Origin of the sequence: Streptomyces sp. NPDC021012, assembly GCF_044333355.1 — a bacterium.
Lineage (GTDB): Bacteria > Actinomycetota > Actinomycetes > Streptomycetales > Streptomycetaceae > Streptomyces.
This window is the reverse complement of sequence record NZ_JBIRQU010000004.1, coordinates 23274-48118: the sequence shown is the minus strand read 5'-3', so window position 1 is coordinate 48118 and position 24845 is coordinate 23274. Positions and strand designations below refer to the sequence as shown.

Sequence of the window (24845 nt, the reverse complement as noted above, 5' to 3'; positions counted from 1 at the left end):
CACGCCATGGTGATCACCGCGCGCGCCCTCAACCGCTCGACCCTCCACCGGCAGTTGCTCCTGGAGCGGGCCCCGCTCGGCGTCGCGGAAGCGGTACGGAGGGTGGTGGGCCTCCAGGCACAGCACCCCGGCTCGCCCTACGTGGCGCTGTGGAACCGGATCACGGACTTCGACCCGGACCACCTCGACAAGGCCGTGAACGGCTACGAGTTGGTCAGGTCGACCCTGATGCGGCTCACGCTGCACCTCGTCCACGCCAAGGACTACCGGGCCTTCCGCGAGGGCATGGAGCCGACACTGCGCGGTTCGCGACTGCACGATCCCCGGTTCACGAAGGCGGGATTCACGGCCGCCGACGCCGACGCGCTGCTCCCCGACCTCCTGGCGTACGCCGGGAGCGCGCGGACCGGAGCCGAGATGAAGGAGCGCCTCGAAGCGGGCCGGGGCGGCCCGGTGGAGAACGTGGTCTGGCGGATGATCCGGCAGTACGCACCGCTGTGGCACGCGCCGACGGGCCCGCCGTGGTCCTTCGGCACCGCACAGGCCTTCGTCACGGCGACCGAACTGCCGGCCCTCCGCGATCCGGAGGCCTCCGCCGCCGGTCTCGCCGTCCTGCTCCGCCGCTACCTGGAGGGCTTCGGGCCCGCCTCCATACCGGACATGGCGCAGTTCACGACGGCCCCGCGCGGGCTCGTACGGGAGGCGGTGAAGGCCCTGGGAGATGAGCTGGAGCGCCTGGAGGGGCCCGACGGGACGGTGCTGTACGACGTACCGGGAGCGGACCGGCCGGGCGAGGACGTCCCGGCGCCGCCCCGGCTGATGGCGATGTGGGACAGCGTCCTCCTCGCCTACGCGGACCGCAGCCGGATCATCCCGCCCGAGTACCGCAAGCAGGTCATCCGCGTGAACGGCGACACCCTCCCGACACTCCTCGTCGACGGATACGTGGCCGGGGTCTGGCGACCGGTCGACGGCGGGATCGAGGCCTCCGCCTTCCACCCGCTGACGGCCGGCGACTGGAACGGGCTCGCGGCCGAGGCGGCGTCCTTGGGGACACTGCTCACCGGCCGCGATCCACGGGTGTACGGGCGCTACGACCACTGGTGGGCCAAGGGCCTCCCGGCGGTCGAGACCCGGGTACTTCCTTATTGACGTTCAGTCAGTTCCTTGAGTGCGACGTTGAGTCGGAGGACGTTGACGCGGGGTTCGCCGATGAAGCCGAGGATCCGGCCGTCGGTGTGGTCGGCGACGAGCCGGTCGACCTGGGCGACGGTGAGGTGGTTCCTCGCGGCGACGCGGTGGACCTGGAGCCGGGCGTACCGGGGGGAGATGTGCGGGTCGAGGCCGGAGCCGGAGGAGGTGACGGCGTCGGCGGGGACGTCGGAGGGCCTGACCGGGTGGCCGGGGACGGAGTTGTCCTTGACGACGGCGGCCTTGGCGTCCTTGACCCACTGGATGAGGTCGGGGTTGTCGCCGGAGCGGTTGGTGGCGCCGGAGAGGATCAGCCGGTACTGGGTGTTGACGGTGTTGGTGCCCAGGCCGTTGGAGGGGCGGGGCTGGAACCAGCGGAGGTCGGGCTTGTCGCCGGTCAGGTAGGTCTGGCCGATGAGTGCGGAGCCGACGGCCCTGCCGCTGGCGTCCTTGACCTCGGAGCCGTTGGCCTGGCCGGGGAAGGCGGCCTGGGCGATGCCGGTGACGGCGAGCGGGTAGAGAACACCGCAGAGCACGGTCAGGACGAGCAGGGCGCGCAGGCCCGCCCAGAGCACCCGACCGGTACTGCCTACCGAGTTGTTCATGGTCTTCAGCCGATTCCGGGGATGAGGGAGAGGAGCAGGTCGATGAGCTTGATGCCGATGAACGGGGCGACCAGGCCGCCCAGGCCGTAGATGCCGAGGTTGCGGCGCAGCATCGAGTCGGCGCTGGAGGGGCGGTAGCGCACGCCCTTGAGGGCGAGGGGGACCAGGGCGACGATGATCAGGGCGTTGAAGATGACGGCGGACAGGATCGCGGACTGGGGGGAGGCCAGGCCCATGATGTTGAGCCTGTCGAGGCTCGGGTAGGCGACGGCGAACATCGCGGGGATGATCGCGAAGTACTTCGCGACGTCGTTGGCGATGGAGAAGGTGGTCAGCGCGCCCCGGGTGATCAGGAGCTGTTTGCCGATCTCGACGATCTCGATGAGTTTGGTCGGGTTGGAGTCGAGGTCGACCATGTTGCCGGCCTCCTTGGCGGCCGACGTGCCGGTGTTCATCGCCACGCCGACATCGGCCTGCGCCAGGGCGGGGGCGTCGTTGGTGCCGTCGCCGGTCATCGCGACCAGCTTGCCGCCGGCCTGCTCGCGTTTGATGAGGGCCATCTTGTCCTCGGGAGTGGCCTCGGCGAGGAAGTCGTCGACCCCGGCCTCCTCGGCGATGGCCTTCGCGGTCAGCGGGTTGTCGCCGGTGATCATGACCGTCTTGATGCCCATCCGGCGCAGCTCGTCGAACCGCTCCCGCATCCCCTCCTTCACCACGTCCTTGAGGTGGATGACACCCAGGACCCGAGCCCCGTCCGCGTCCTCCACAGCCACAAGGAGCGGCGTGCCACCAGCCTGCGCAATGGCGTCGGTGAGCTGCTGGGCGTCCTCGGCGACCTGGCCACCGCGCTCCTGCACCCAGGCCACGACCGAGCCGGTGGCGCCCTTGCGGACCTTGCGCCCGTCGACGTCCACGCCCGACATGCGGGTCTGGGCGGTGAACTCGATCCAGGTGGCGTGGGCGAGTTCGCCCTGGTGGCGCTCGCGCAGGCCGTACTTCTCCTTGGCCAGGACCACGATGGAGCGGCCCTCGGGGGTCTCGTCGGCGAGGGAGGACAGCTGGGCGGCGTCCGCCAGCTCGGCGGCCGTCGTCCCGGCGACCGGGACGAACTCGGAGGCCTGCCGGTTGCCCAGCGTGATGGTGCCGGTCTTGTCGAGGAGCAGCGTCGACACGTCGCCGGCGGCCTCTACGGCGCGGCCGGACATGGCGAGGACGTTGCGCTGGACCAGGCGGTCCATGCCGGCGATGCCGATCGCGGACAGCAGCGCCCCGATGGTCGTCGGGATCAGGCAGACGAGGAGCGCCGTGAGGACGATCATCGAGGTCTGCTTGTCGGCGCCCGCGTAGATGGCGAACGGCTTCAGCGTGACGACCGCGAGCAGGAAGACGATCGTGAGGGACGCCAGCAGGATGTTGAGGGCGATCTCGTTGGGGGTCTTCTGCCGGGCGGCGCCCTCGACCAGGTTGATCATCCGGTCGATGAACGTCTCACCGGGCTTCGTCGTGATCTTGATGACGACCCGGTCCGACAGCACCTTCGTACCGCCGGTGACCGCGCACCGGTCGCCGCCGGACTCCCGGATGACGGGGGCGGACTCGCCGGTGATCGCGGACTCGTCCACCGAGGCCACACCCTCGACGACGTCACCGTCGCCGGGGATGACGTCGCCGGCCTCGCAGACCACCAGATCACCGATCGTCAGTGCGGTGCCGGGCACCTGCTCCTCGCCCGTGCCGTCCTTCGTGAGACGGCGGGCGACGGTGTCGGTCTTGGCCTTGCGCAGGGTGTCGGCCTGCGCCTTGCCCCGGCCCTCGGCGACGGCCTCGGCCAGGTTGGCGAAGATCGTGGTGAGCCACAGCCAGGCGGTGATCGCCCAGCCGAACCAGTCCCCCGGATTCTTGACGGCGAGGACGGTGGTGACCACCGACCCGACGAGCACCACGAACATCACGGGTGACTTGACCATCACGCGCGGGTCGAGCTTGCGGACCGCGTCCGGCAGCGACCTGACCAGCTGGGCCGGGTCGAACAGGCCGCCGCCGACACGGTCGGCCTCGGGCTTGTGCCCCGTGGGTACGTCCGGGTGGGGTGCCCGGGTGGGAGTGAGGATGCTGCTCATGCGGCGAGTCCTTCGGCGAGCGGTCCCAGGGCCAGGGCCGGGAAGTAGGTGAGACCGGTGACGATCATGATCGTGCCGACCAGCAGGCCGGTGAACAGCGGCTTCTCGGTGCGCAGCGTGCCCGCCGTCTCCGGCACCGGCGACTGCTCGGCCAGCGAACCCGCCAGCGCCAGCACGAACACCATGGGCAGGAACCGGCCAAGGAGCATCGCCAGGCCGATCGTGGTGTTGAACCACTGGGTGTCGGCGTTCAGGCCCGCGAACGCGGAGCCGTTGTTGTTGGCGCCGGAGGTGTAGGCGTAGAGGATCTCGGAGAAACCGTGCGCACCACTGTTGGTCATCGAGTGGGCCGGGGTGTCCAGGACGAACGAGGCCGCCGTGAAGCACAGCACCAGGGCGGGGGTGATGAGGATGTACAGCGCGGCGAACTTGATCTCCCGGGTGCCGATCTTCTTGCCCAGGTACTCCGGGGTGCGGCCGACCATCAGACCCGCCAGGAACACCGCGATGATCGCCATCACCAGCATCCCGTACAGGCCCGATCCCACACCGCCGGGCGCGATCTCGCCCAGCTGCATCCCCAGCATCGCGATCCCGCCACCGAACCCGGTGTACGAGGAGTGGAAGGAGTTCACCGCACCCGTCGAGGTCAGCGTGGTCGCCACCGCGAAGAGCGATGAGCCGCCGATGCCGAACCGGGTCTCCTTGCCCTCCATCGCCCCGCCGGCCAGGTCGAACGCCGGGCCGTGGTGGGCGAACTCGGTCCACATCATCAGCGCGGTGAACCCGAGCCAGATGGTGGCCATCGTGCCGAGGATCGCGTAACCCTGCTTCAAGGATCCGACCATCCGGCCGAACGTGCGGGTCAGCGCGAAGGGGATCACCAGGATCAGGTAGATCTCGAACAGGTTCGACAGCCCGTTGGGGTTCTCGAAGGGGTGGGCCGAGTTGGCGTTGAAGTAACCGCCGCCGTTGGTGCCCAGCTCCTTGATGACCTCCTGCGAGGCCACCGCCCCGCCGTTCCACTGCTGGCTGCCGCCCGCGAACTGCCCCACCTGGTGGATCCCGGCAAAGTTCTGGATCGCCCCGCACGCCACCAGCACCAGGGCGCCGATCACCGAGATCGGCAGCAGGATGCGGACCACACCCCGCACCAGATCGGCCCAGAAATTGCCCAGCTCACCGGTCCGCGAACGGGCGAAGCCGCGTACCAGCGCAACCGCCACGGCGATCCCCACGGCGGCCGAGACGAAGTTCTGCACCGCCAGACCACCGGTCTGCACCACATGGCCCATGGCCTGCTCGCCGTAGTACGACTGCCAGTTCGTGTTCGCCACGAACGACGCCGCCGTGTTGAACGCCTGGTCCGCATCGATGGAGACGAACCCCAGCGAGCCGGGCAGCGACCCCTGCATCCGCTGCAGCAGATACAGGAACAGCACGCTCACCGCGGAGAAGGCCAGCACCCCGCGCAGGTAGGCGGGCCAGCGCATCTCCACATCCGGGTTCGCACCGATCGCCTTGTAGATCCACTTCTCGGGCTTGTAGTGCTGCTCCGAGGAGTAGACGCGTGCCATGTGGTCGCCCAGCGGCCGGTAGGAAAGGCCGAGTGCGACCACCAGCGCCAGGAGCTGGAGGACTCCAGCGAGGACGGGACTCATCAGGGACCTCAGAACCTCTCCGGCTTGACGAGGGCGAGGACGAGATAGCCCAGCAGAGCGACGGCGACCAGTAGACCGACGATGTTCTCGACGCTCACAGCTTGGCCACCCCCTTGGCGATGAAGGCCACCAGCGCGAAGACCGCGACCGTGGTGACGACGAAGGCCACGTCGGCCATCGTGAGCTCCCGGATGCAGGAAGAAGGAAGAACGGATTCTCGGACGAGACGAGAAAACCGCCTTTCGGCCACGGGTCGGCTCTCGTTGACGTGCCCCTAACGCCGTTAATGCCCGTCTTGACGCTTCCTCTACGCTTCCGCTGCGCGAAGTCCTCCCCATTGCCAGCCATCCGGAACGGACATATCTTCGAGCCGACACCTACGGACCGGGATGCTCGTCAGTCCCGGGGCGGTCCGCCGTTCACGGGCCGGACGGCGGGGAGCGCACCTCCAGGACGACGGAGGGCGCTGGACGCCGGGCGTACGGGATATCCGTATCCACGTACCCGCAGGAGCTGAGCAGCACATGAGCAAGCACGTCCTGGCCCAGAACCAGTACGGCAAGGCCGAGAACCGCATCGTCACGGTCACCCGCAAGGGGAACGACGGCGCGTGGCACGAGATCCGCGACCTGAACGTGTCGGTGGCGCTGCGCGGCGAGTTCCGCGAAGTGCATCTGACCGGGGACAACGGCAACTGCCTGCCGACCGACACCACGAAGAACACGGTCTACGCCTTCGCCAAGGAGCACGGCGTCGACTCCCCCGAGGCCTTCGGCATCCTTCTGGCGAAGCACTTCGTGGGCTCCCAGTCCGTGATCCACGAGGCCCAGATCCGGATCGAGGAGTTCGCCTGGGAGCGGATCTCCGTGCCGAGCCGCAAGGAGCAGCACTCCTTCGCTCGCAAGGGGCAGGAGGTCCGCACGGCGCAGATCACGTACTCGGAGAACACCGGGCTCCAGGTCCTGTCGGGCCTCAAGGAGCTGACGGTGATGAACTCGACCAACTCCGAGTTCCACGGCTTCATCAAGGACGAGTACACGACGCTCCAGGAGGCGTACGACCGCATCCTGGCCACCAAGGTGACCGCCCGCTGGGCGAACTCGGCCTCGGCGGCGGCGAACCCGGAGCACGACTGGGACGCCTCGTACGCGAAGGTGCGGCGCCACATGCTGGAGGCGTTCGCGGAGACGTACAGCTACTCGCTCCAGCAGACGCTGCATGCGATGGCGGACCGGGTCCTGGACCACGTCTCCACGGTGAACGAGGTCCGGCTGAACCTGCCGAACAAGCACCACTTCCTGGTGGATCTGGAGCCGTTCGGCCTGAAGAACGACAACGAGGTGTACTTCGCGGCCGACCGGATGTACGGCCTGATCGAGGGCACCATCCACCGTGACGGCGTCCAGCCGGTGATCGCGACCAGCGACTGGATCACCGCCTGACCCGGTGGGTCAGCCGAGCCCGGCCGCCGTCTCGACTCCCAGCCATACGGCTCCGAGTCCGGCGGCCAGGCTCCCGGCCGCGTTCAGCGCCGCGTAGCCCTTCGCCCCGTTCTCGTACAGCCGGAACGTCTCGTACGAGAAGGTGGAGTACGTGGTGAGGGCGCCGCACAGGCCCGTGCCGAGCAGCAGGTGGGCCTGGGCCGAGGAGACTCCGGTCAGGAGTCCGAGGACGAACGAGCCGACGACGTTGACGGTGAACGTGCCCCACGGGAAGACCGAGCCGTGGCGTGCCTGCACCGCGCGGTCGGTGAGGTAGCGCAGGGGTGCGCCGACGGCGGCTCCCGCGATGACGAGCAGCCAGTTCACGCGTGCCTCCCCCGGGCCCGTACGACCGCGCGGGCGGCGGTGACGCCCGCCGCGACGGCGGCGAGGGCGGTGAGCAGGGTCCCGCCCAGGTAGAGCAGGCCGCGCGCCGGATCGCCCGCGCTCAGCAGGCGCTGGGTGTCGAGGGCGTACGTCGAGAAGGTGGTGAACCCGCCGCAGATGCCGGTGCCGAGGAAGGGCCGGAGCAGCGGGTGCGGGGCGGTCGTGGTCTCGGTGAGGAGGACCATGAGGGCGCCGAGCACCGCGCAGCCGGTCGCGTTGACCGTGAGGACCGTCCAGGGGAAGGCGCTGTCGGGGGTGGGCCAGGCGAGCGTGGCGCCGTAGCGCGCGGCCGCGCCGAGGGCGCCGCCGGCGGCGACCACCGCGACGACCGGCAGTTCCTTGCGCAGCCCCATGGGCCCAAGGTTACGAGAGCCCCGCGAGGCGACGGGGCCGGGGCGGCCCCGGGGTCGGCGGTCGAGGCGAGGCATGCACGGGCTCGGTCCCCGGCCTGGGGCATTAACCGGGTCCGGCCCGTGCCGCCTCGCTCTGCGATGGTCCGGCCACCGACTGCGACGGGTCAAAGCGGGGGCGTCGAGTCTGTCAGATCCCCTCGGGGTATTCCGGAGGCCTGCCGCAGGGGTCCGGGAGGGGGTGGCGGCGGGGCTCTGACCTGCGGGGACGTGGGGGGAGGTGGCCGGGCCACCATCCGGCGGCCGATTCGGGTGCCGGGTACACCTCGTCCCGGCGGGCGGGGGCGGGCGAGGGTGGTGGAGCAGCGGGAGGGAGCTGCGCAACCTTCGGGCAGGAGTGTCGTGAGTACATCCGTCGCAACCAAGCGCAGGACCGTCACCGGGGCCGTCGCCCCGGCCGTGCCCCTGGGCGTCGTCAGGTCCTCCGGCGGCGCGGCCGACTCGCGCGGGGACGTCTACGCCGAGCTGTGCGCCGCGCTGTTCTCCGGCTTCCCGCGCCGCGACCAGCGGCTGAAGGCCGAGCAGTACCTGCACGGTCTGCTCACGGCGCAGGGCCGCAAGTCGATACGGAACATCGCCGCCCAGATCGGCGGGCCGGCGGCCGAGCAGAGCCTGCACCACTTCGTGTCCAGCTCCACCTGGGACTGGCAGCCCATGCGGGCCTCGCTCGCCAAGTACCTGGAGCGGAACGCCTGCCCGCAGGCGTGGGTGGTGCGGCCGATGCCGATCCCGAAGGCCGGGGAGCACTCGGTGGGCGTGGACCGCCGGTTCGACCCGGAGCGCGGGCAGGTCTTCCACGGGCAGCAGGCGTTCGGGGTGTGGTTCGCGAGCGACGAGCTGAGCGTGCCGGTCAACTGGCGGCTGTTCCTGCCGGACCCCTGGGTGAAGGACCGTACGCGGCGTGACCGCGCGGAGGTCCCCCAGGAGGCCGGCGAGGAGACCCTGGAGGAGTGCGCGGTCACGGCGGCGCTGGACACCGCCCGCTGGTCCGACGTCACCCGCAAGCCGGTGCTGCTCGACATCCGGGGCGGTGCGGGGCGGGCCGCCCTGACGCGGCTCGCCGGGGCGGGCGTGCCGGTGGTGGCGCGGATCAACCCGGGTTCGCGGCTGGCGATCGCCGACCGTTCGCTGCCGGGCTTCGGGGCGGGCCCGCTGTCGGCCGTGCAGATCCTGGAGTCGCTCAAGGGGCTGCGCAGGCCGGTGAGCTGGGTGGACACGGTGGCGGGGGCGCGGACCTCGCGGACCTCGCTCGCGACGGCCGTGCGGGTCGCGCTGCCGACGCCGGGCGGGGAGCGGATGCGTCCGCTGGTGCTGCTCGGCGAGTGGGACGACCCGCGCAGGGCGCCGGCCCGGGTGTGGATCAGCGATCTGACGAACTCCCCGGTCGGCTCGCTGGTGCGGATCACGAAGCTGGGCCGCCGGGTGGAGCGGGACTTCGCGGAGGTCGGCGAGGGGGCGGGGCTGCGGGACTTCGTGGGCCGCTCGTACCGTGGCTGGCACCGTCACATCACGCTGGCCTCGGCGGCGCACGCGGCGACGGTCATGGCCGGCGGCTGGGACGCGGCGTACGACACGGGATACGTCTCGCGGCGCTCGGCGAGCTGAGAGGTCCCGTTCCCTCAGGTGCTGCGCTCCGGCGGGCCCGCCTGCCGGGCCGGGTCCGCCGCCGCGCGGCCGCGGGTGAGGAGTTCGCGGGTGCGCTGGAGGCGCAGTGCCAGCTGGACCTCCAGGACCTGGCCGGGCTTCTGCCATTCGGGGCCGAGGAGTTCGCCGATGCGTTCCAGGCGGCGGGAGACCGTGTTGGGGTGGACGTGGAGCGCCTCGGCCGCGTTCGTGGGGCTGCCGCCGGAGGCGAAGTAGGCCTCCAGGGTGTGGGTGAGGTCGGTGAACCGCTCGGCGTCGTAGTCCAGGACGGGGCCGATCGCCGATTCGACGAAGCCGTCGACGTCGTTGTCGTCGGAGAGCAGCAGCCCGAGGAAGCCGAGGTCCTGCACGGAGGCGGCGGAGCCGGTGCCGCCGAGGGCGCTCATCGCGTCCAGGCAGCGGCCGGCCTCCTGGTGGATGCGGCCGATGCCGTCCGGGCTCTGGGCGGGTCCGGCGGCGGCGACGGAGACGGGGTGTCCGAGCAGCGGGGTCAGTTCGGCGGCGACGGCCTTGGCGGCGGCCGAGGCGTCGATGCCGGGGAGCAGCAGCACGATGCGGCCGCCCTGCACGGTCTTGAGGCCGGAGAGGCGGTACGCGTACGAGGACGCCCACACCACCGCCCTGCCCTGTTCGCCGCCTTCGGGCCGGGCGAGCACGAGGACGTGCGGGCGGCGCAGGTCGACGCCGAGGCGGCGGGCCCGCTGGGCGATCTGCTGCGGGGCGTGCGGCGGGTCGGCGATGAGGTCGTCGAGGAGTTCGTCGCGGACGGGTCCTTCGGCGACGGCGGTGGAGCGGCGCATCAGGAGGAGGAAGGCGACGGACTGGGCGGCGAGTTCGAGGAGGCGTTCGTCCTCGCCGGTGAGTCCGCCGGCGGCGCGGATGACGAGGCCGCCGAGGTCCTCGGAGCCGGCGATGACCGGCGCGACCCAGGTGTCGTCGGCGGCGGGGACCGGGCGGCGGCGGGCGTGGGCGTCGAGGGAGGCCTTGGCGATGGCCTCCTCGTCGAGGCCGGGGATGTCCCCGGCGCCGGCGAGGGGGCGGCCGCCGGGGTCGCGGATCAGGACGGTCGCGTCGAGGGCGTCGGAGGCCGCCTTGGCGACGTGGCACAGGTCGCCGCCGGCGAGGACGAGGTTCATGATGCGGCCGTGGGCCTCGCTGACGTGCCGCATGCGGGTGAGCCGGGTGCGGACCCGGGCGCTGTCCCGTTCCAGTTCGGAGACCTCGGCGCGGGTGTGGTCGAGGAGTCCGGCCTTCTCGACGGCGAGGGCGGCGAGGTCGGCGAGGGCGGTGAGGAGCGCGATCTCCTGCCCCGTGTGGTGCCGGACGCGCCGGTCCGCGCCGTGCAGGGCTCCTATGACGGTGTCGCCGCTGCGCAGCGGCGCGGCCACGATCGCGTGGAGTCCTTCGGCGCGCAGGGCGGATTCGGCGTCCTCGTCGAAGGCGGGGGCGTGGACGCCGGCGTCGAGGGAGCCGGAGGGGGCGAAGCGTTCGTCGGCGAGGTAGTCGGCGGTCCAGACGGGCTCGCCGTGGAGGTGGACGGCGCCGCCGAGTCCGTACCCGTCGGCGATGCGGAGTCCGGGGGCGAGGCGGGGTCCGGGGCCGGGCGGGGTGCGGGAGCCTTCGGTGGTGTGGACGTGGCTGGCGCCGTGCGGGTCGCGCAGGGTCACGTACGCGAGGTCGAGGCCGAGGAGCCGGCGGGCGCGGCGGGTGATGACGCGGAGCAGGCTGTCGAGGTCGTAGGAGAGGGTGAGGTCGCGGGCGGTCTCGGTGAGGGCGGCGAGTCCGTCCTCGTGGCGGGTTTCGCGCGCGCGTGCGGCGTGGATCTCGCCGGCGAGTTCGACGGCCCGTTCCAGGCGGTGGAGTTCGCCGTCGGCGAGGCCGGTCCGGCGGGCCTCGTCGAGGAGGGTGTCGAAGCGGGCGGGTGACGCCTGCCGGGCGAGCAGTTCGAGGACCGTGAGCAGCGCGTCGGCACCACCGGCTGCGTCCGCGCCGTCCCGTGTCATGTGCCCTTACCCCCGTGGTCGAGCGAAATCGGGCACCTGGGAGGAAACCCGTACTGCCCGCCGAAAATAATTCGGCTTCGGGAGTCGGTCAACGGTGAGTTGCCGCACTTCATTCCCCGTGGCGGGTGATCACTCCGCCGGGTGGCGGCCGTGTGGCCGTGGCGGGGTCAGCCGACGGAGCCCGCCGGGACGAGCCGGCCGCGCGCGGGGCCGTACCGCGCGGTGGCGTACGGGGCGGGGAGCTGCCGGCCCGGGATGTGCTGCGTGGGGATCCGGAGGCCGTACGGGGGAGCGCCGGTGGCGTCCCGTGCGGTGAGGACCGAGCGCTGGAGCCGGCGCAGGCGGGCCGAGGGTTCCATGCCGCTCTCGCTCTTGAGGTTCACGCGCAGCCGCTCGTACACGATGAGTGCCTCGTCGGGCTGTCCGCAGCGCAGCAGGGCGACCATGAGGTGGGCGTGGAGGGGCTCGTTGGCGCGGTAGCGGGCGACGAGTCCGGTGAGCTCGGAGACGAGTTCGGCGTGCCGGCCGAGGCCCAGCTGTGCTTCCACCCACTGGTCGAGGACGCTGAGCCGGGAGGTTTCGAGGCGCTCGATCTCCCTGCGGAGCCGGGGGCCCGCGGCGACGCCCGCGTAGGGTTCGCCGCGCCACAGGGCGAGGGCCTCGCCGAGGCGGAGCGCGGCGCGGGAGAGGTCGCCGGCCTCCATGGCGCGGTAGCCGGCGCCGGCCGCGCGCTCGAACTGCCGGACGTCGTTGGGGCCGCCGCCGGTGTCGAGGCGGTAGCCGCCGGGCTGGGAGACGAGGATCCCGTCGGCGCCGCGCCGGTCCGACCAGCCGGGCCGCGGCTCGGCCGGGTCGGCGTCGCGCAGGGCGCTCTCGATGAGCGTCCGCAACTCCGCTATGTGTGCCTGAAGTTCGGCGCGGGCGCCGCGCGGCGGGCCGGACGGCCACAGTTCCTCGGTCAGGACCGTCACGGGCACGACCTGGTCGGCGCTGGCCGTGAGCAGGGCGAGCAGCTGCCGGGGCGCGGCCGCCGTCGGGGTGATCGACACCCCGTTCTCACGGACCGACAGTCCCCCCAGAATCCGGACGTCCACCTTGCCCCCTCAGTGCCTGTGCGGTGCCTGTGCGCGGGATGACTCCTGTTGATTAGAAAAGACCCCCGTAGGCATGTCAATAAGAAACCGGAGGGTACGGAATGACTCTCTCGGATATCGAGGTGATTCACCCCCTTTGTCATGATTTTGGGGCGTCAGGTTTTCGTCACTGTGGAGATCTCACGTCGGTGGAAGGACTGTTTCAGGACTCGGGGGTACGGTTTCGCGACCCCCTTGCGGATGCGGGGGCGGCCGACACGCGCGAGATCACGCCATAAACCGGCCGCCGGGTCGGTTCCTCCGGCACCGCTCCGGCGACCCTCCAGCGCTCCTCCAGCGCTCCTCCGGTGCTTTCGGGCGCTTTCGGGTGCCGCTAGAGCACGGCGGCGGCGGCGAGGAGGCCGAACGCGAGGACGATCAGGGCCGTCCGCACGCGGTGGAAGCCGTTCCAGCGCTTCTCGAAGGCGGCCCGGACCGCCGCGGGCTCGTCCTCCGAGGCGGCCAGCGCCGTGTTGAGCGGGACGTTCCCCCCTATGGTCACCAGGTGGTTGAGGGCCGCGGACACGAGGCCCGCGAGGACGAGCCACTTCTGCGCGTCCGTCCGCCCGTCCTGGGGGACGAGGAACGCGGCGGCGGGGAAGGCGATCACGCCGAGGAAGACCGTGAGGAACACGGCCCTCGGCACGTACTCGTTGATCCGGCGCATCGCCGTGACGAACTCCGGGTCCGTCAGACGGGCCAGCGCGGGCATGATCCCGGTCTGGAAGATCAGCAGGAAGCCGGCGTAGAGCCCGGTGCTTCCGACGGCGAGGGCGAGCAGCAGGGTGGCCATGCGGTCATTCTGTCCCGGACACCCGGAGCGGTCGGGGGAGTTGCGGAAGGATCCCGGTGCGGCGACCGCGACAGGGGTGAACCCCGGTGGCATGGATTCGCCATCCTTCCCAGCAGGGGTTGTCACCGTGTGCAGTCGCGTGCGTACATGGAGTGGACATCGATCGGGCGGGGGTGGTCAGCGGTGGCAGAGAGCGCGGGCTCCGTGATGCTCGCCCGTTCGGCGATGAACCGGGCCGCGACCGAGGGACAGCGGCCCGCCGGGCGGCCGGTCCGGGGCGCGCGGCGCATCAGCGCCGCACTCGCCGGGCTGGCCGCCTCCGCCCGGCACGAGTTGCTGACCTTCGACGACCCGGTCGCGTCCGCGGGCCGCGCGATCCCCGAGCCGTTCCTGCAGTTGGCGGGGGCGTGCATGCGGGCCGCGGCGGAGCGGGCCGAGGAGGTCAGACGGATCGTGCCGCGTCATGCCCTGCCCCGGCTCGAAGAGGGGGTCCGGCTCCCCGGCCGGGCCCGCCTCGCGGACGCCATCCCGTTCAAGATGATCGTCGTCGACCGGATGGTCGCCGCCCTCCCGCTCGATCTGGAGCTGCTGTACAACGGGCTGCTGCTGATCCGGGACCCGGTCGTGGTCCAGGCCCTCGTCCGGGCCCATCACGCCTGCTGGGCGGCGGCCGAGGACCTGACGTACGCGCCGCCGCCCCCGCCCCGCGATCTGCCGCCCCAGCTGCGCCCGGTGCTCGACGCCCTCCTGTCGGGGGTCACGGACGAGACGGCGGCCGCCCGGCTCGGCATGTCCGCGCGGACGTACAGCCGCAGGGTGGGCGATCTGATGGCGGCCCTCGGCACGACGAGCCGCTTCCGCGCGGGCGCGGAAGCGGCTCGGAGGGGGTGGTTGTAGGAGCTGCTACGACACGATGTCCTTGCGGGCGAAGCCGCGGAAGGCGAGCGCGAAGAGGACCAGGGCGTACGTCAGGGAGATCGCCGTTCCCTTCACCATGCCGCCCCACTCCAGCTGGGGCTGGAGCGCGTCGATCCAGGCGAACTGCCAGTGCGCGGGCAGGAAGTCGCGCCAGTCGCCGAGCGCCGTGACGGCGTCCAGGACGTTGCCGACGATCGTCAGGCCGACGGCGCCGCCCACCGCGCCCAGCGGGGCGTCGGTGCGGGTGGACAGCCAGAAGGCGAGTCCCGCGGTGACCAGTTGGGAGGCGAAGACGAAGGCGACGGCGACGGCGAGCCTGAGCAGGGCGTCCCCGGCCGGGACGGAGCCGCCCGTCGGCAGCTGGAGCGGACCCCAGCCGTAGGCGACCGTGCCCGCCACCAGGGCCACGAGCGGCAGGAGGAGCATCGCGGCCGCGCTGTAGGCGAGGGCGACCGCCAGCTTGGAGGCGAGGAGCCGGGAGCGCGGGACGGGCGCGGCGAGCAGGTACCGCAGGGAGGACCAGCTCGCCTCGGAGGCGATGGTGTCCCCGCAGAACAGCGCCACCGGGATGACGAGGAGGAAACCGGCCGAGACGAACAGGCAGGTCGCGGCGAAGTTGGCGCCGGAGGCCGTCGCCGTGTCCATCAGGGTGATGCGGCCGTTGTTGTCGCCGTCCCCGGGGCCGCCGATCGCGAAGGCCACGATGAGGACGAAGGGCAGGGCGACGAGGATGCCGCCCATGACCAGGGTGCGCCGGCGCTTCCACTGGCGGAGGGCCTCGACGCGCAGGGGCAGGGTGCGTCCGGGCCGGTAGCCGGGGGCACTCGTGGGCACGGACGCGGTGGTCACGCGGCTCCTCCGATCAGGGTCAGGAAGGCGTCCTCCAGACGCCGGTGGGGGCCGACGCCGGTCAGCGGCACGTCCAGGCGGACGAGTTCGCCGATGAGGGCGGTCGGGTCGATGCCGTCGAGCCGGACCAGGAGTCCTTCGTCGGCGCGGGTCGCCGCGCCGACGCCGGTCAGGGCGTCGACCTTCGCGACGAGGGCGTCGTCGATCTCCCCGGCCAGGCTCACCAGGAGGGTGTCGCCGTTGCCGGTGATCTCGGCGACCGGTCCGGCCTGCACGAGCTGCCCCCGGTCCATGACGACCAGATGGGTGCAGGACTGCTCGACCTCGGCGAGGAGGTGGCTGGAGACGATGACGGTCCGGCCCCCGGCCGCGTACCGGATCATCACCTCGCGCATCTCGCGGATCTGCGGCGGGTCGAGTCCGTTGGTCGGCTCGTCGAGGATCAGCAGGTCGGGCAGGCCCAGCATGGCCTGGGCGAGGGCGAGGCGCTGCCGCATGCCCTGCGAGTAGGTGCGGACGGCCCGTTCGAGGGCGCCGCCCAGGTTCGCGATCCGCAGGGCCTCGTCGACGTGGGCGTCCTCGGCGGGGCGACCGGTGGCCTTCCAGTACAGGTCCAGGTTCTCCCGGCCCGACAGGTGCGGCAGGAAGCCGGCGCCCTCGACGAAGGCGCCGACGCGGGAGAGGACCGGGGCGCCCGGCCTGATGGCCTGGCCGAAGACCCGGATCTCGCCCTCGTCGGGGGTGATGAGGCCCATCAGCATGCGCAGGGTGGTGGTCTTGCCCGCGCCGTTCGGCCCGAGCAGGCCGAGGACCTGGCCCTGTTCGACGCGGAAGGACAGGTCCCGGACGCTGTACCGGTCACCGCCCTTGTACTTCTTCGACAGGCCCGTGATCTGGAGCGGTACGGCGGCGAGTTCGGGGTCGGGTGCGGGGGCGGCCGTCTTCCGGCGGGCGGTGAGCAGGAGGGCGGCGGCTCCGGCGAGGCCGAGGAGCGGCAGGCCCCAGACCCACCAGGGCAGGGCGGCGGCCTGGGTGGAGAGGCCGGGCGCGGTGGGCACGGTGAGCGGGCCCTCGACGGCGACGGTGTAGCCGGCGGGGACCGCCGGGGAGGCGTAGCCGAGGTCGGTGGCGGCGACGACGAGCCGCAGCCGGTGCCCGGCCTCCACCTCGTGGTCGATCGCGGGCAGGGTCAGCGTGAGGCTCTTCCCGGCCTTGGCGCCGTCGACGCGGACGGGGGCGACGAGCTGGGCGGGCAGCACCTGCTGCCGGCCGTCGGGCCCCACGTCGTACACCTTGGCGAAGAGGACGGCGGAACCGTCGGCGGCGGTGGAGGCGACCCTGACGCGGACGGTCGGCGTGCCGGTGATCCGCAGGGCCCGGGTCTGCGGCTTCGCCTCGAACCGGGCGTACTGGCCGGGGAAGTCGAGGGAGAGGCCGACGCCGAGGGAGGAGAGTCCGGAGAGTCCGCCGCCGAGGCCGGGGACGGCCGACACGGCGGGCGGTGCGGCGCCCGCGGGGTTGGTGAAGGTCTGCGGCGGCCCGCCGAGGGCGAGGTCCGTGGTGCCGGAGGTGAGGCCCGGGTAGCGGTCGGCGGTCGCGGCGCGCAGGGTGGCCCGCCCGTCGGTGGAGTCGACGCCGCCGGTGCGGCTGACGCGGAAGGCGGGGCCGGTGTCGGCGGAGGCGTCGTGCTTCAGCCAGCGGTCGAACCAGGTGCTGATGCGGCGTTCGACGCGCTCGGTCTCGCGGTCTCCGCCGTCGTGGCCGCCGGCGATCCAGTCGACGGCGACGGGGGCGCCGTTGGCCGTGAGGGCACGGGCCATGGCGTCGGACTGGGCGAGGGTGAAGAGCGAGTCGGACTGGCCCTGGACGAGGAGCGCGGGCACCTTGACGCGCGCGCCGACGGCGGAGGGGCTGCGGGCTTCGAGGAGGGCGCGGGCGGCGGCGTCGGGCTTCCCGGAGACGGCGACGCGCTGGTAGAGCGAGCAGAGTTCGGCGGTGAACCGGCCGCAGGAGTCGCTCCCCCGGCCCGGGGCCGGCTGGCCCGCAGAGAAGAAGATCCCGGCCCAGAGCTTCTTGAAGACGCCGTTGGGGAAGAGGGCGTCGGCGAGGTTCCAGTAGGTGATCTGGGGGGCGATCGCGTCGACGCGCGGGTCGTGTCCCGCGGCGAGCAGGGAGATCGCGCCGCCGTACGAGGCGCCGGTGATGCCGACGCGCGGGTCGCCGGGCTTGTCGAGGAGGACCTCGGGACGGGCGGCGAGCCAGTCGATCAGCTTCGAGACGTCCTTGACCTCGTGGTCGGGGTCGTTGAGGCCGATCCGCCCGGTGGAGGCGCCGAAGCCGCGGGCGGACCAGGTGAGGACGGCGTAGCCGTCGCGGGCGAGGCCCTCGGCCTGGGCGCGGACGTCGTCCTTGGAGCCGCCGAAGCCGTGGCCGAGGAGGACGGCGGGGCGTCTGCCGTCGCCGGGGCCGGTGAAGTACGAGGTGTCGAGCCGTACCCCGTCGACGTCGAGCATCCGGTCCGCGCGCGTGACGGGCGGTGGATCGTCCTGGGCGACGGCGGTCCACGTGCCGGCGCCCGCGAGAACGGCGAGCGCCGCGGTGACCGCGGCCCACCGGGGAAGTCGGAGTCGCATGGCGTCGAGCCTAGGGGGCGGGACCTCGGGGCACGGCTGACCACGGACGGAGATCGGCGGCCTTCTCAGGTCGTACACGGCACCGTTCCCGTACAGCGGGCGCGGTACGGGAAGGACCGACGGCCCCCGGGGCGTGCTGTCCAGCACCCCGGGGGCCGTCGGCCGTCGGTGGATCAGTGGTTGCGCGGGAAGCCCAGGTCGACGCCGGCGGGGGCGTCGGACGGGTCGGGCCAGCGGGTGGTGACGACCTTGCCGCGGGTGTAGAAGTGGATGCCGTCGTTGCCGTAGATGTGGTGGTCGCCGAAGAGCGAGTCCTTCCAGCCACCGAAGGAGTGGTAGCCCACCGGCACCGGGATCGGCACGTTCACGCCGACCATGCCGGCCTCGACCTCCAGCTGGAAGCGGCGGGCGGCGCCGCCGTCACGGGTGAAGATCGCGGTGCCGTTGCCGAACGGCGAGGCGTTGATGAGGGCGAGGCCCTCCTCGTACGTGTCGGCGCGCAGCACGCAGAGGACCGGGCCGAAGATCTCGTCCTGGTAGGCCTTGGCCGTGGTCGGGACGTGGTCCAGGAGGGACAGGCCGATCCAGTGGCCGTTCTCGTGGCCCTCGACCGTGTAGCCGGTGCCGTCGAGGACGACCTCGCAGCCCTCGTCCGCCGCGCCCTTCACGTAGGAGGCGACCTTGTCGCGGTGGACGGCCGTGATGAGCGGGCCCATCTCGGAGGTGGGGTCGGTGCCGGGGCCGATCTTGATCTTCTCGGCGCGCTCGCGGATCTTCTCGACGAGGGTGTCGCCGATGGAGCCGACGGCCACGACCGCGGAGATCGCCATGCAGCGCTCGCCGGCCGAGCCGTAGGCCGCGGAGACGGCCGCGTCGGCCGCCGCGTCGAGGTCGGCGTCCGGGAGGACCAGCATGTGGTTCTTCGCGCCGCCGAGCGCCTGGACGCGCTTGCCGTTGGCGGAGGCGGTGGTGTGGATGTAGCGGGCGATCGGGGTCGAGCCGACGAAGGAGACCGCGGAGACGTCCGGGTGCTCTAGGAGGCGGTCGACGGCCACCTTGTCGCCGTGGACGACGTTGAAGACGCCGTCCGGCAGGCCCGCCTCGGCGAGCAGCTCGGCGATCTTCAGGGACGGGGACGGGTCCTTCTCGCTGGGCTTGAGGATGAAGGTGTTGCCGGTCGCGATGGCGATCGGGAACATCCACATCGGCACCATGGCCGGGAAGTTGAAGGGCGTGATGCCGGCGACGACGCCGACGGGCTGACGGATCGAGGCCACGTCCACGCGGTTGGAGACCTGGGTGGACAGCTCGCCCTTGAGCTGGGTGGTGATGCCGCAGGCCAGGTCGACGATCTCCAGGCCGCGGGCGACCTCGCCGAGGGCGTCGGAGTGGACCTTGCCGTGCTCGGCGACGATCAGCTCGGCGATCGCGTCGCGGTTGGCGTCGAGCAGCGCGCGGAACTTGAAGAGGATCGTGGTGCGCTGGGCGAGCGAGGAGGTGCCCCAGGTGGCGAAGGCGTCCTTCGCGGCGGCGACGGCCGCGTCGACCTCCTCCACCGAGGCGAGGGCGACCTGGGTGGTGACGGCACCGGTGGCCGGGTCGGTGACCGGGCCCCAGTTGCCCGACGTGCCCTCGACGGTCTTGCCACCGATCCAGTGGTGGACGCTCTTCGTCATGACGAGTTACTCCTTCAGAGATGGCGGCGTCGGGCGGTGACGTGCCGGTCGTACTCCTCGCGGGCCTTGACCGCCGACGGGCGGGTCGACGTCTCGGCCACGGGCACATCCCACCACGCCTGGGCCGGGGGCGGGCCCGACACACTGTCTGCCGTTTCGGTCTCGACGTAGACACATGTGGGATCCGTGGCCGTCCGGGCGTCCGCAAGGGCTTCCCGCAGGTCACGGACGGTGCGGGGGCGCAGGACCCGCATCCCGAGGGAGGCGGCGTTGGCGCCGAGGTCGACGGGGAGCGGGGGGCCGGTGAAGCTGCCGTCGTCCGCGCGATGGCGGTAGTCGGTGCCGTACCGCTCGGCGCCGACGGCCTCGGAGAGACCGCCGATGGAGGCGTACCCGTGGTTCTGCAGGATCACCAGCTTCAGCGGCAGCCCCTCCTGGACGGCGGTGACGATTTCGGTGGGATTCATCAAGTATGTACCGTCGCCGACGAGGGCCCAGACGGGCCGGCCGGGCGCGGCGAGCAGGACGCCGATCGCGGCGGGGATCTCGTATCCCATGCAGGAGTAGCCGTACTCGACGTGGTACTGGTCCGGGGAGCGGGTCCGCCAGAGCTTGTGGAGGTCGCCGGGGAGCGAGCCGGCGGCGTTGATCAGGATGTCGCTGCCGTCGACCAGAGTGTCGAGTACGCCGAGGACCTGGGTCTGGGTGGGGCGGGCGTCCTCGTCGGGGACGGCGTACGCGGTGTCGGTCCGCTGCTGCCAGGCGGCCTTCGAGCGGTGCCACTCGGCCCTGCTCCGCCGGTGTCCGCCGAGCGCCTCGGTGAGGGCGGCGAGGCCCTCGCGGGCGTCGGCGACGAGGGGCAGCGCGGCCTGTTTGTGGGCGTCGAACGCGGCGATGTTGAGGTTGAGGAACGGCGTGTCGGGACGGAAGAGGGTGCCGGACGCGGTGGTGAAGTCGGTGAAGCGGGTGCCGACGCCGATGACCAGGTCGGCGGTGCGGGCGAGGACGTTCGCGATGTCGGTGCCGGTGTGGCCGATGCCGCCGACGTCGCAGTGGTGGTCGTACGGGAGGACGCCCTTGCCGGCCTGGGTACTGGCGACGGGGAGGCCGGTGCGCTCGGCCAGCTCGCGCAGCGCGTCCTCGGCGCGGCTGTGCTTCACGCCGCCGCCCGCGATGACCAGCGGTCGTTTCGCGGCCTTCACGGCCCGGACGGCGGCGTCGAGCTCCTCCGTGGCGGGGCGGGGGCGGCGGACGGGCCAGATCCGCTCGGCGAAGAACCCCTCCGGCCAGTCGTACGCCTCGGCCTGCACGTCCTGGGGCAGGGCGAGGGTCACGGCGCCGGTCTCGACGGGGTCGGCGAGGACGCGGGCGGCGGCGAGGGCGGCCGGGATCAGGGCCTCGGGCCGGGTGACCCGGTCGAAGTACTTCGACACCGGGCGCAGGCAGTCGTTGACGGACACGTCGCCCGCGTACGGGACCTGGAGCTGCTGGAGGACGGGGTCGGCGGGGCGGCCGGCGAAGGTGTCGCCGGGCAGCAGGAGGACCGGGAGGTGGTTGATCGTGGCGAGGGCGGCGCCGGTGACGAGGTTGGTGGCGCCGGGGCCGATGGAGGTGGTGACGGCGTGCGCGGAGAGCCGGTTCTCCTGGCGGGCGTAGCCGACGGCGGCGTGCACCATGGCCTGTTCGTTGCGGCCCTGGTGGAAGGGCATGCCCTCCTCCTCGACCAGTGCCTGGCCGATGCCGGCGACGTTGCCGTGGCCGAAGATGCCCCAGGTGGCGGTGATGAGCCGCTGCCGGACGCCGTCGCGCTCGGTGTACTGGGCGGCGAGGAAGCGGACGAGGGCCTGCGCGACGGTGAGCCTCATGCGTACCCCTCCGTGTGGTCCGGGTGGAAGCAGATCTTCCACTCCCTTTCGGGGCCGGGGCCCGCCATGACGTTGAGGTAGTAGAGGTCGTGCCCCGGCTGGGCGATCGAGGGCCCGTGCCAGCCGTCGGGGACGAGGACGGCGTCGCCGCCCCGCACCTCGGCGAGGAGGTCGGCGCCGCCGGGCCGGGAGGGCGAGATCCGCTGGTATCCGTAGCCGTGGGGGCCCCGGACCTCGTAGTAGTAGATCTCCTCCAGGACGGATTCGGCGCCGGGCCGGTGCTCGTCGTGCTTGTGCGGCGGGTAGGAGGACCAGTTCCCGCCGGGCGTGACCACCTCGACGGCGATGAGCCGGTCGCAGTCGAAGGCGTCCGCCGAGGCGAAGTTCCGCACGGTGCGGGCGCGGTTGCCGCTGCCCCTGGTCTCGACGGGAACCTCCGGCGCGGGGCCGTAGCGGGCGGGGAGTCGTCGCTCGCACTTCGCTCCTGCCAAAGCGAAGCGGCCCCCCGCGCCGGAGGCGATCTGGGCGTGGGTGTCGCGCGGTACATAGGCGAAGTCGGTCACTCCGTCGAACACGCTCGCGCGGCCCAGGAGTTCGAGGATCTCGCCGTCGACGCGCACGCTACAGGCACCGGCGAGGGGAAGCACGACCCATTCACGATCCCCGCTCTCGAAGGAGTGCTCCTCCCCCGGTCCGAGGGCGAGGACCCGCAGCGCGGAGTACGTCCATCCGGCCCGCTCGGGGTCGATGTCGACGGCGTACGGGCCGCGGGCGGCGGTCCCGGCGGGAAGGTGGAGGCTCGTCTGCATGACGGATCCCTACCCCGGTTCCGGCAGGGTGCCGCTGCCCGGCTCGGGAGCGCCCGGCGAGGCACCGCTGCCGGCCGCGGAGGCTTCCGGGAGAGGCCCGCCGCCCGGCTCGGGGGCTCCCGGCGAGGCACCGCCGCCGGCCTCTGAGGCGTCCGGCAGGGTGCCGCTGCCCGTTGCCAGGGCCGTGGCGATCTCCGTGGCGTCCGGCATGGCGGCGGAGCAGGCGAGGCGGCCCGCGACGATGGCGCCGGCGGCGTTGGCGTGGCGCAGGACGGTGGTGAGGTCCCGGCCGGAGAGGAGGCCGTCGACGAGGGACCCGCCGAACGCGTCGCCCGCGCCGAGACCGTTGACGACCTCGACCGGCAGCGGCGGCACCTCGGCGCGGGTGCCGTCGGCGGCGAGCGCGAGGACGCCCGCGGGGCCCTGTTTGACGACGGCGAGCCGGACCGCGCCGGTCGCGAGGAGGGCGCGGGCGGCGGCCTCCGGCTCCCGCTCCCCGGTGGCGACCTCGCACTCGTCGAGGTTGCCGACGGCGACGGTCGCGTACCGCAGCGCCTCGGCGTAGTACGGGCGGGCCGCCGCCGGGTCCGCCCAGAACATCGGCCGCCAGTCCAGGTCGAGGACGGTCGTCTCCCGGCCGGAGCGGGCCCGCAGGGCCTCCAGGGTGGCGGTGCGGCTGGGTTCGGCGCACAGGCCGGTGCCGGTCGCCCAGAAGACCCGGGCGGCGCGGATCGCGTCGAGGTCGAGCTCGTCCGGCCGGATCTCCAGGTCGGGGGCCTTCGGGCGGCGGTAGAAGTAGAGCGGGAAGTCGTCGGGCGGGAAGAGCGCGCAGAAGGTGACGGGGGTGGGGTACGCGTCGACCTCGGTCACCCAGCGGCCGTCCACGTCGAAGCCCTTGAGCTCGCGGCGCAGATAGCCGCCGAAGGGGTCGGCACCGGTGCGGGAGACCAGCGCGGTGCGGCGGCCGAGGCGGGCGGCGGCGACGGCCACGTTGGCCGGGGAGCCGCCGAGGAACTTGCGGAAGGTCTCGACCCGGTCGAGCCCGACGCCGGTCTGGAGCGGGTACAGGTCCACGCCGAGGCGCCCCATGGCGATCAGGTCGTACGGCTCCGTCTCCACGCGCCACCTCTCGGTCGGGGCCTGTCCGGCGGCTCCGTCCCTCAGGTCTAGTCGTCCGCCGGGAGGCGTGTCAACGATATGTCCGGACATTCGGACGACTGCTTGACGCTGCTCTCGGACCCCGGTCAAGGTGGCAGGCATGACGAAGTCGTCGCCGCAGCCCTCGTCCCCGCGGTCCCGCATCCGGATCGGCTCCGCCCCGGACTCCTGGGGGGTGTGGTTCCCCGACGATCCCCGGCAGGTGCCGTGGCAGCGGTTCCTCGACGAGGTCTCGGGGGCCGGCTACGAGTGGATCGAGCTCGGTCCGTACGGCTATCTGCCCACCGATCCGGGGGTCCTCGCGGAGGAGACCGCGCGGCGCGGCCTGCGGGTCTCGGCGGGGACGGTCTTCACGGGGCTCCACCGAGGACCGGACGTCTGGGACCGGACCTGGGCGCACGTCGCGGAGAACGCCGCCCTCGCCCAGGCCATGGGCGCGGAGCACCTCGTCGTCATCCCGTCGTTCTGGCGGGACGACCGGACGGGCGAGGTCCTGGAGGACGCGACGCTCACCGCCGGGCAGTGGCGGGACCTGACGGGTCTGACGGAGCGTCTGGGCCGGGAGGTGCGCGAGCGGTACGGGCTGCGGATCGTGGTCCATCCGCATGCCGACACCCACCTCGACGGCGAGGAGAGCGTGACGCGCTTCCTCGACGCCACCGACCCGGACGCGGTCGCGCTCTGCCTGGACACCGGGCACTACGCGTACGCCGGCGGGGACAGCGTCAAGCTGATCGAGACGTACGGGGAGCGGATCGGCTACCTGCACCTCAAGCAGGTCGACCCGGAGGTCCTGGCCGGGGTGGTGGCCGAGGGGGTGCCGTTCGGTCCTGCGGTGGCGCGGGGCGTGATGTGCGAGCCGCCGTCGGGGGTGCCCGCGCTGGAACCGGTGCTCGCCGCCGCGTCGGCGCTGGACGCGGACCTGTTCGCGATCGTCGAGCAGGACATGTACCCGTGCGAGCCGGACGTCCCGTACCCGATCGCCCTGCGCACCCGGCACTTCCTCCGCTCGTGCGGGGTGTGAGCGGCGCATACCGCCCTGAGCAGCGGTGACGCACGCGGGCACACCGGTGGGCGGCTGTGCCGTTTCCGTCACGCTTGTCTCCGTTACGCGGGCTTTGCGTCACAGGCGTTCAACAGCCGCTCCCCTCCTGTCGGAAGGGGCGTTGCACCGGGCACAGGCTGATCAACCGCCCGCCCGCAGCGCCCCCGAACGGCACCCCCGCCGCCGCTGCGCGGCGCGCAGGGAGGTACCAGGCATGACGGACAGAAGGCTCTGGACGTACAAGGACATCGCCGCACACATCCGCGTGCAGCCCGACACGGTCCGCTCCTACCGGAAGCACGGGCTTCTTCCGGCCCCCGACCACGTGGAGTCCGGCAAGCCCTACTGGTACGCGGACACGATCCGCGCCTGGGTCGCCAGCCGCCCGGGCAACCGGGCCCGCCGCGACTGACGGGCCCGGCCCCGGACGAGGACGCCGGGCCCCGGAACGCTCCGGGGCCCGG

At 72.4% G+C, this 24845-nt stretch carries 22 protein-coding genes; 6 read left to right on the top strand and 16 right to left on the bottom strand.

What is annotated here, in order from left to right:
- The first annotated feature begins 6 nt into the window (after positions 1 to 6).
- Positions 7 to 1152 carry a winged helix DNA-binding domain-containing protein gene (locus ACH4TP_RS14410; RefSeq protein WP_398437910.1) on the top strand — a complete coding sequence of 382 codons (1146 nt, stop codon included), beginning with the start codon at positions 7 to 9 and terminating at the stop codon, positions 1150 to 1152.
- Here the strand turns inward: ACH4TP_RS14410 and ACH4TP_RS14405 are convergent.
- The 5 genes from ACH4TP_RS14405 to ACH4TP_RS14385 are packed head-to-tail and all read right to left on the bottom strand — an operon-like array spanning position 1146 to position 5827.
- On the bottom strand, positions 1146 to 1796 hold the full coding sequence (locus ACH4TP_RS14405) for a potassium-transporting ATPase subunit C (protein ID WP_398437908.1): 651 nt from the start codon (positions 1794 to 1796) through the stop codon (positions 1146 to 1148). The two genes, ACH4TP_RS14410 and ACH4TP_RS14405, sit on opposite strands and share 7 nt — an antisense overlap.
- A 5-nt stretch (positions 1797 to 1801) precedes the next feature.
- Positions 1802 to 3916 (bottom strand): potassium-transporting ATPase subunit KdpB, encoded by a 2115-nt coding sequence (gene kdpB, locus ACH4TP_RS14400; protein WP_398437906.1) that lies wholly within the window; start codon positions 3914 to 3916, stop codon positions 1802 to 1804.
- Positions 3913 to 5577, bottom strand: coding sequence for a potassium-transporting ATPase subunit KdpA (kdpA, locus tag ACH4TP_RS14395; RefSeq protein WP_398437904.1), 1665 nt, complete (start codon positions 5575 to 5577; stop codon positions 3913 to 3915). Before kdpA ends, kdpB begins: the two co-directional genes overlap by 4 nt.
- A gap of 8 nt (positions 5578 to 5585) precedes the next feature.
- Entirely contained in the window at positions 5586 to 5675 is a 90-nt protein-coding gene (kdpF, locus tag ACH4TP_RS14390; RefSeq protein WP_398437902.1) for a K(+)-transporting ATPase subunit F, read from the bottom strand.
- Positions 5672 to 5827, bottom strand: coding sequence for a hypothetical protein (locus tag ACH4TP_RS14385; RefSeq protein ID WP_389222077.1), 156 nt, complete (start codon positions 5825 to 5827; stop codon positions 5672 to 5674). The genes kdpF and ACH4TP_RS14385 overlap by 4 nt, the downstream gene beginning before the upstream one ends.
- A 274-nt stretch (positions 5828 to 6101) precedes the next feature.
- Here ACH4TP_RS14385 and pucL point away from each other — a divergent pair, with 274 nt between their 5' ends.
- Entirely contained in the window at positions 6102 to 7019 is a 918-nt protein-coding gene (gene pucL / locus ACH4TP_RS14380; RefSeq protein ID WP_389222079.1) for a factor-independent urate hydroxylase, read from the top strand.
- Between the two features lie 9 nt (positions 7020 to 7028).
- Here pucL and crcB read toward each other — a convergent pair whose 3' ends face one another.
- Complete coding sequence (crcB, locus tag ACH4TP_RS14375) at positions 7029 to 7385, bottom strand: fluoride efflux transporter CrcB (RefSeq protein ID WP_398437900.1); 357 nt, start codon at positions 7383 to 7385, stop codon at positions 7029 to 7031.
- Complete coding sequence (locus tag ACH4TP_RS14370; RefSeq protein ID WP_398188935.1) at positions 7382 to 7798, bottom strand: fluoride efflux transporter FluC; 417 nt, start codon at positions 7796 to 7798, stop codon at positions 7382 to 7384. Before ACH4TP_RS14370 ends, crcB begins: the two co-directional genes overlap by 4 nt.
- Before the next feature lie 399 nt (positions 7799 to 8197).
- Between ACH4TP_RS14370 and ACH4TP_RS14365 the strand changes: the two genes are divergently transcribed.
- Complete coding sequence (locus ACH4TP_RS14365) at positions 8198 to 9460, top strand: IS701 family transposase (RefSeq protein ID WP_389222085.1); 1263 nt, start codon at positions 8198 to 8200, stop codon at positions 9458 to 9460.
- A 14-nt stretch (positions 9461 to 9474) separates the two neighbouring features.
- Here the strand turns inward: ACH4TP_RS14365 and ACH4TP_RS14360 are convergent, their stop codons facing one another.
- From ACH4TP_RS14360 to ACH4TP_RS14350, 3 genes are all read right to left on the bottom strand, one after another.
- Positions 9475 to 11502, bottom strand: a complete 2028-nt coding sequence (locus ACH4TP_RS14360) for a helix-turn-helix domain-containing protein (RefSeq protein ID WP_398188932.1) — start codon at positions 11500 to 11502, stop codon at positions 9475 to 9477.
- 167 nt (positions 11503 to 11669) lie between these two features.
- Complete coding sequence (locus ACH4TP_RS14355) at positions 11670 to 12596, bottom strand: BTAD domain-containing putative transcriptional regulator (RefSeq protein ID WP_389222089.1); 927 nt, start codon at positions 12594 to 12596, stop codon at positions 11670 to 11672.
- A gap of 373 nt (positions 12597 to 12969) precedes the next feature.
- Positions 12970 to 13428, bottom strand: coding sequence for a DUF1772 domain-containing protein (locus ACH4TP_RS14350; RefSeq protein WP_398437897.1), 459 nt, complete (start codon positions 13426 to 13428; stop codon positions 12970 to 12972).
- A gap of 183 nt (positions 13429 to 13611) precedes the next feature.
- Here ACH4TP_RS14350 and ACH4TP_RS14345 point away from each other — a divergent pair, with 183 nt between their 5' ends.
- A complete protein-coding gene (locus ACH4TP_RS14345; RefSeq protein WP_398437895.1) occupies positions 13612 to 14325 on the top strand; it encodes a DNA-binding response regulator in 714 nt (237 codons plus the stop codon).
- Positions 14326 to 14331: 6 nt separating this feature from the next.
- Here the strand turns inward: ACH4TP_RS14345 and ACH4TP_RS14340 are convergent, their stop codons facing one another.
- The 6 genes from ACH4TP_RS14340 to iolC all read right to left on the bottom strand — a co-directional run bounded on the left by ACH4TP_RS14340 (position 14332) and on the right by iolC (position 23387).
- The gene (locus tag ACH4TP_RS14340) at positions 14332 to 15195 is read right to left on the bottom strand and encodes an ABC transporter permease (RefSeq protein WP_398188926.1); all 864 of its coding nucleotides are present in this window, start codon (positions 15193 to 15195) and stop codon (positions 14332 to 14334) included.
- Positions 15192 to 17828 (bottom strand): alpha/beta fold hydrolase, encoded by a 2637-nt coding sequence (locus ACH4TP_RS14335; RefSeq protein ID WP_398437893.1) that lies wholly within the window; start codon positions 17826 to 17828, stop codon positions 15192 to 15194. Before ACH4TP_RS14335 ends, ACH4TP_RS14340 begins: the two co-directional genes overlap by 4 nt.
- 173 nt (positions 17829 to 18001) lie before the next feature.
- Entirely contained in the window at positions 18002 to 19504 is a 1503-nt protein-coding gene (gene mmsA, locus ACH4TP_RS14330) for a CoA-acylating methylmalonate-semialdehyde dehydrogenase (RefSeq protein WP_398188920.1), read from the bottom strand.
- A 14-nt stretch (positions 19505 to 19518) separates the two neighbouring features.
- On the bottom strand, positions 19519 to 21369 hold the full coding sequence (iolD, locus tag ACH4TP_RS14325) for a 3D-(3,5/4)-trihydroxycyclohexane-1,2-dione acylhydrolase (decyclizing) (protein ID WP_398437891.1): 1851 nt from the start codon (positions 21367 to 21369) through the stop codon (positions 19519 to 19521).
- Positions 21366 to 22178 (bottom strand): 5-deoxy-glucuronate isomerase, encoded by an 813-nt coding sequence (iolB, locus tag ACH4TP_RS14320; protein WP_398188914.1) that lies wholly within the window; start codon positions 22176 to 22178, stop codon positions 21366 to 21368. Before iolB ends, iolD begins: the two co-directional genes overlap by 4 nt.
- Positions 22179 to 22187: 9 nt before the next feature.
- The gene (iolC, locus tag ACH4TP_RS14315; RefSeq protein WP_398437889.1) at positions 22188 to 23387 is read right to left on the bottom strand and encodes a 5-dehydro-2-deoxygluconokinase; all 1200 of its coding nucleotides are present in this window, start codon (positions 23385 to 23387) and stop codon (positions 22188 to 22190) included.
- Between the two features lie 49 nt (positions 23388 to 23436).
- Between iolC and ACH4TP_RS14310 the strand changes: the two genes are divergently transcribed.
- Entirely contained in the window at positions 23437 to 24360 is a 924-nt protein-coding gene (locus tag ACH4TP_RS14310; RefSeq protein ID WP_398437887.1) for a sugar phosphate isomerase/epimerase family protein, read from the top strand.
- A gap of 235 nt (positions 24361 to 24595) precedes the next feature.
- Positions 24596 to 24793, top strand: coding sequence for a helix-turn-helix transcriptional regulator (locus ACH4TP_RS14305; RefSeq protein WP_389222108.1), 198 nt, complete (start codon positions 24596 to 24598; stop codon positions 24791 to 24793).
- Positions 24794 to 24845: the final 52 nt, after the last annotated feature.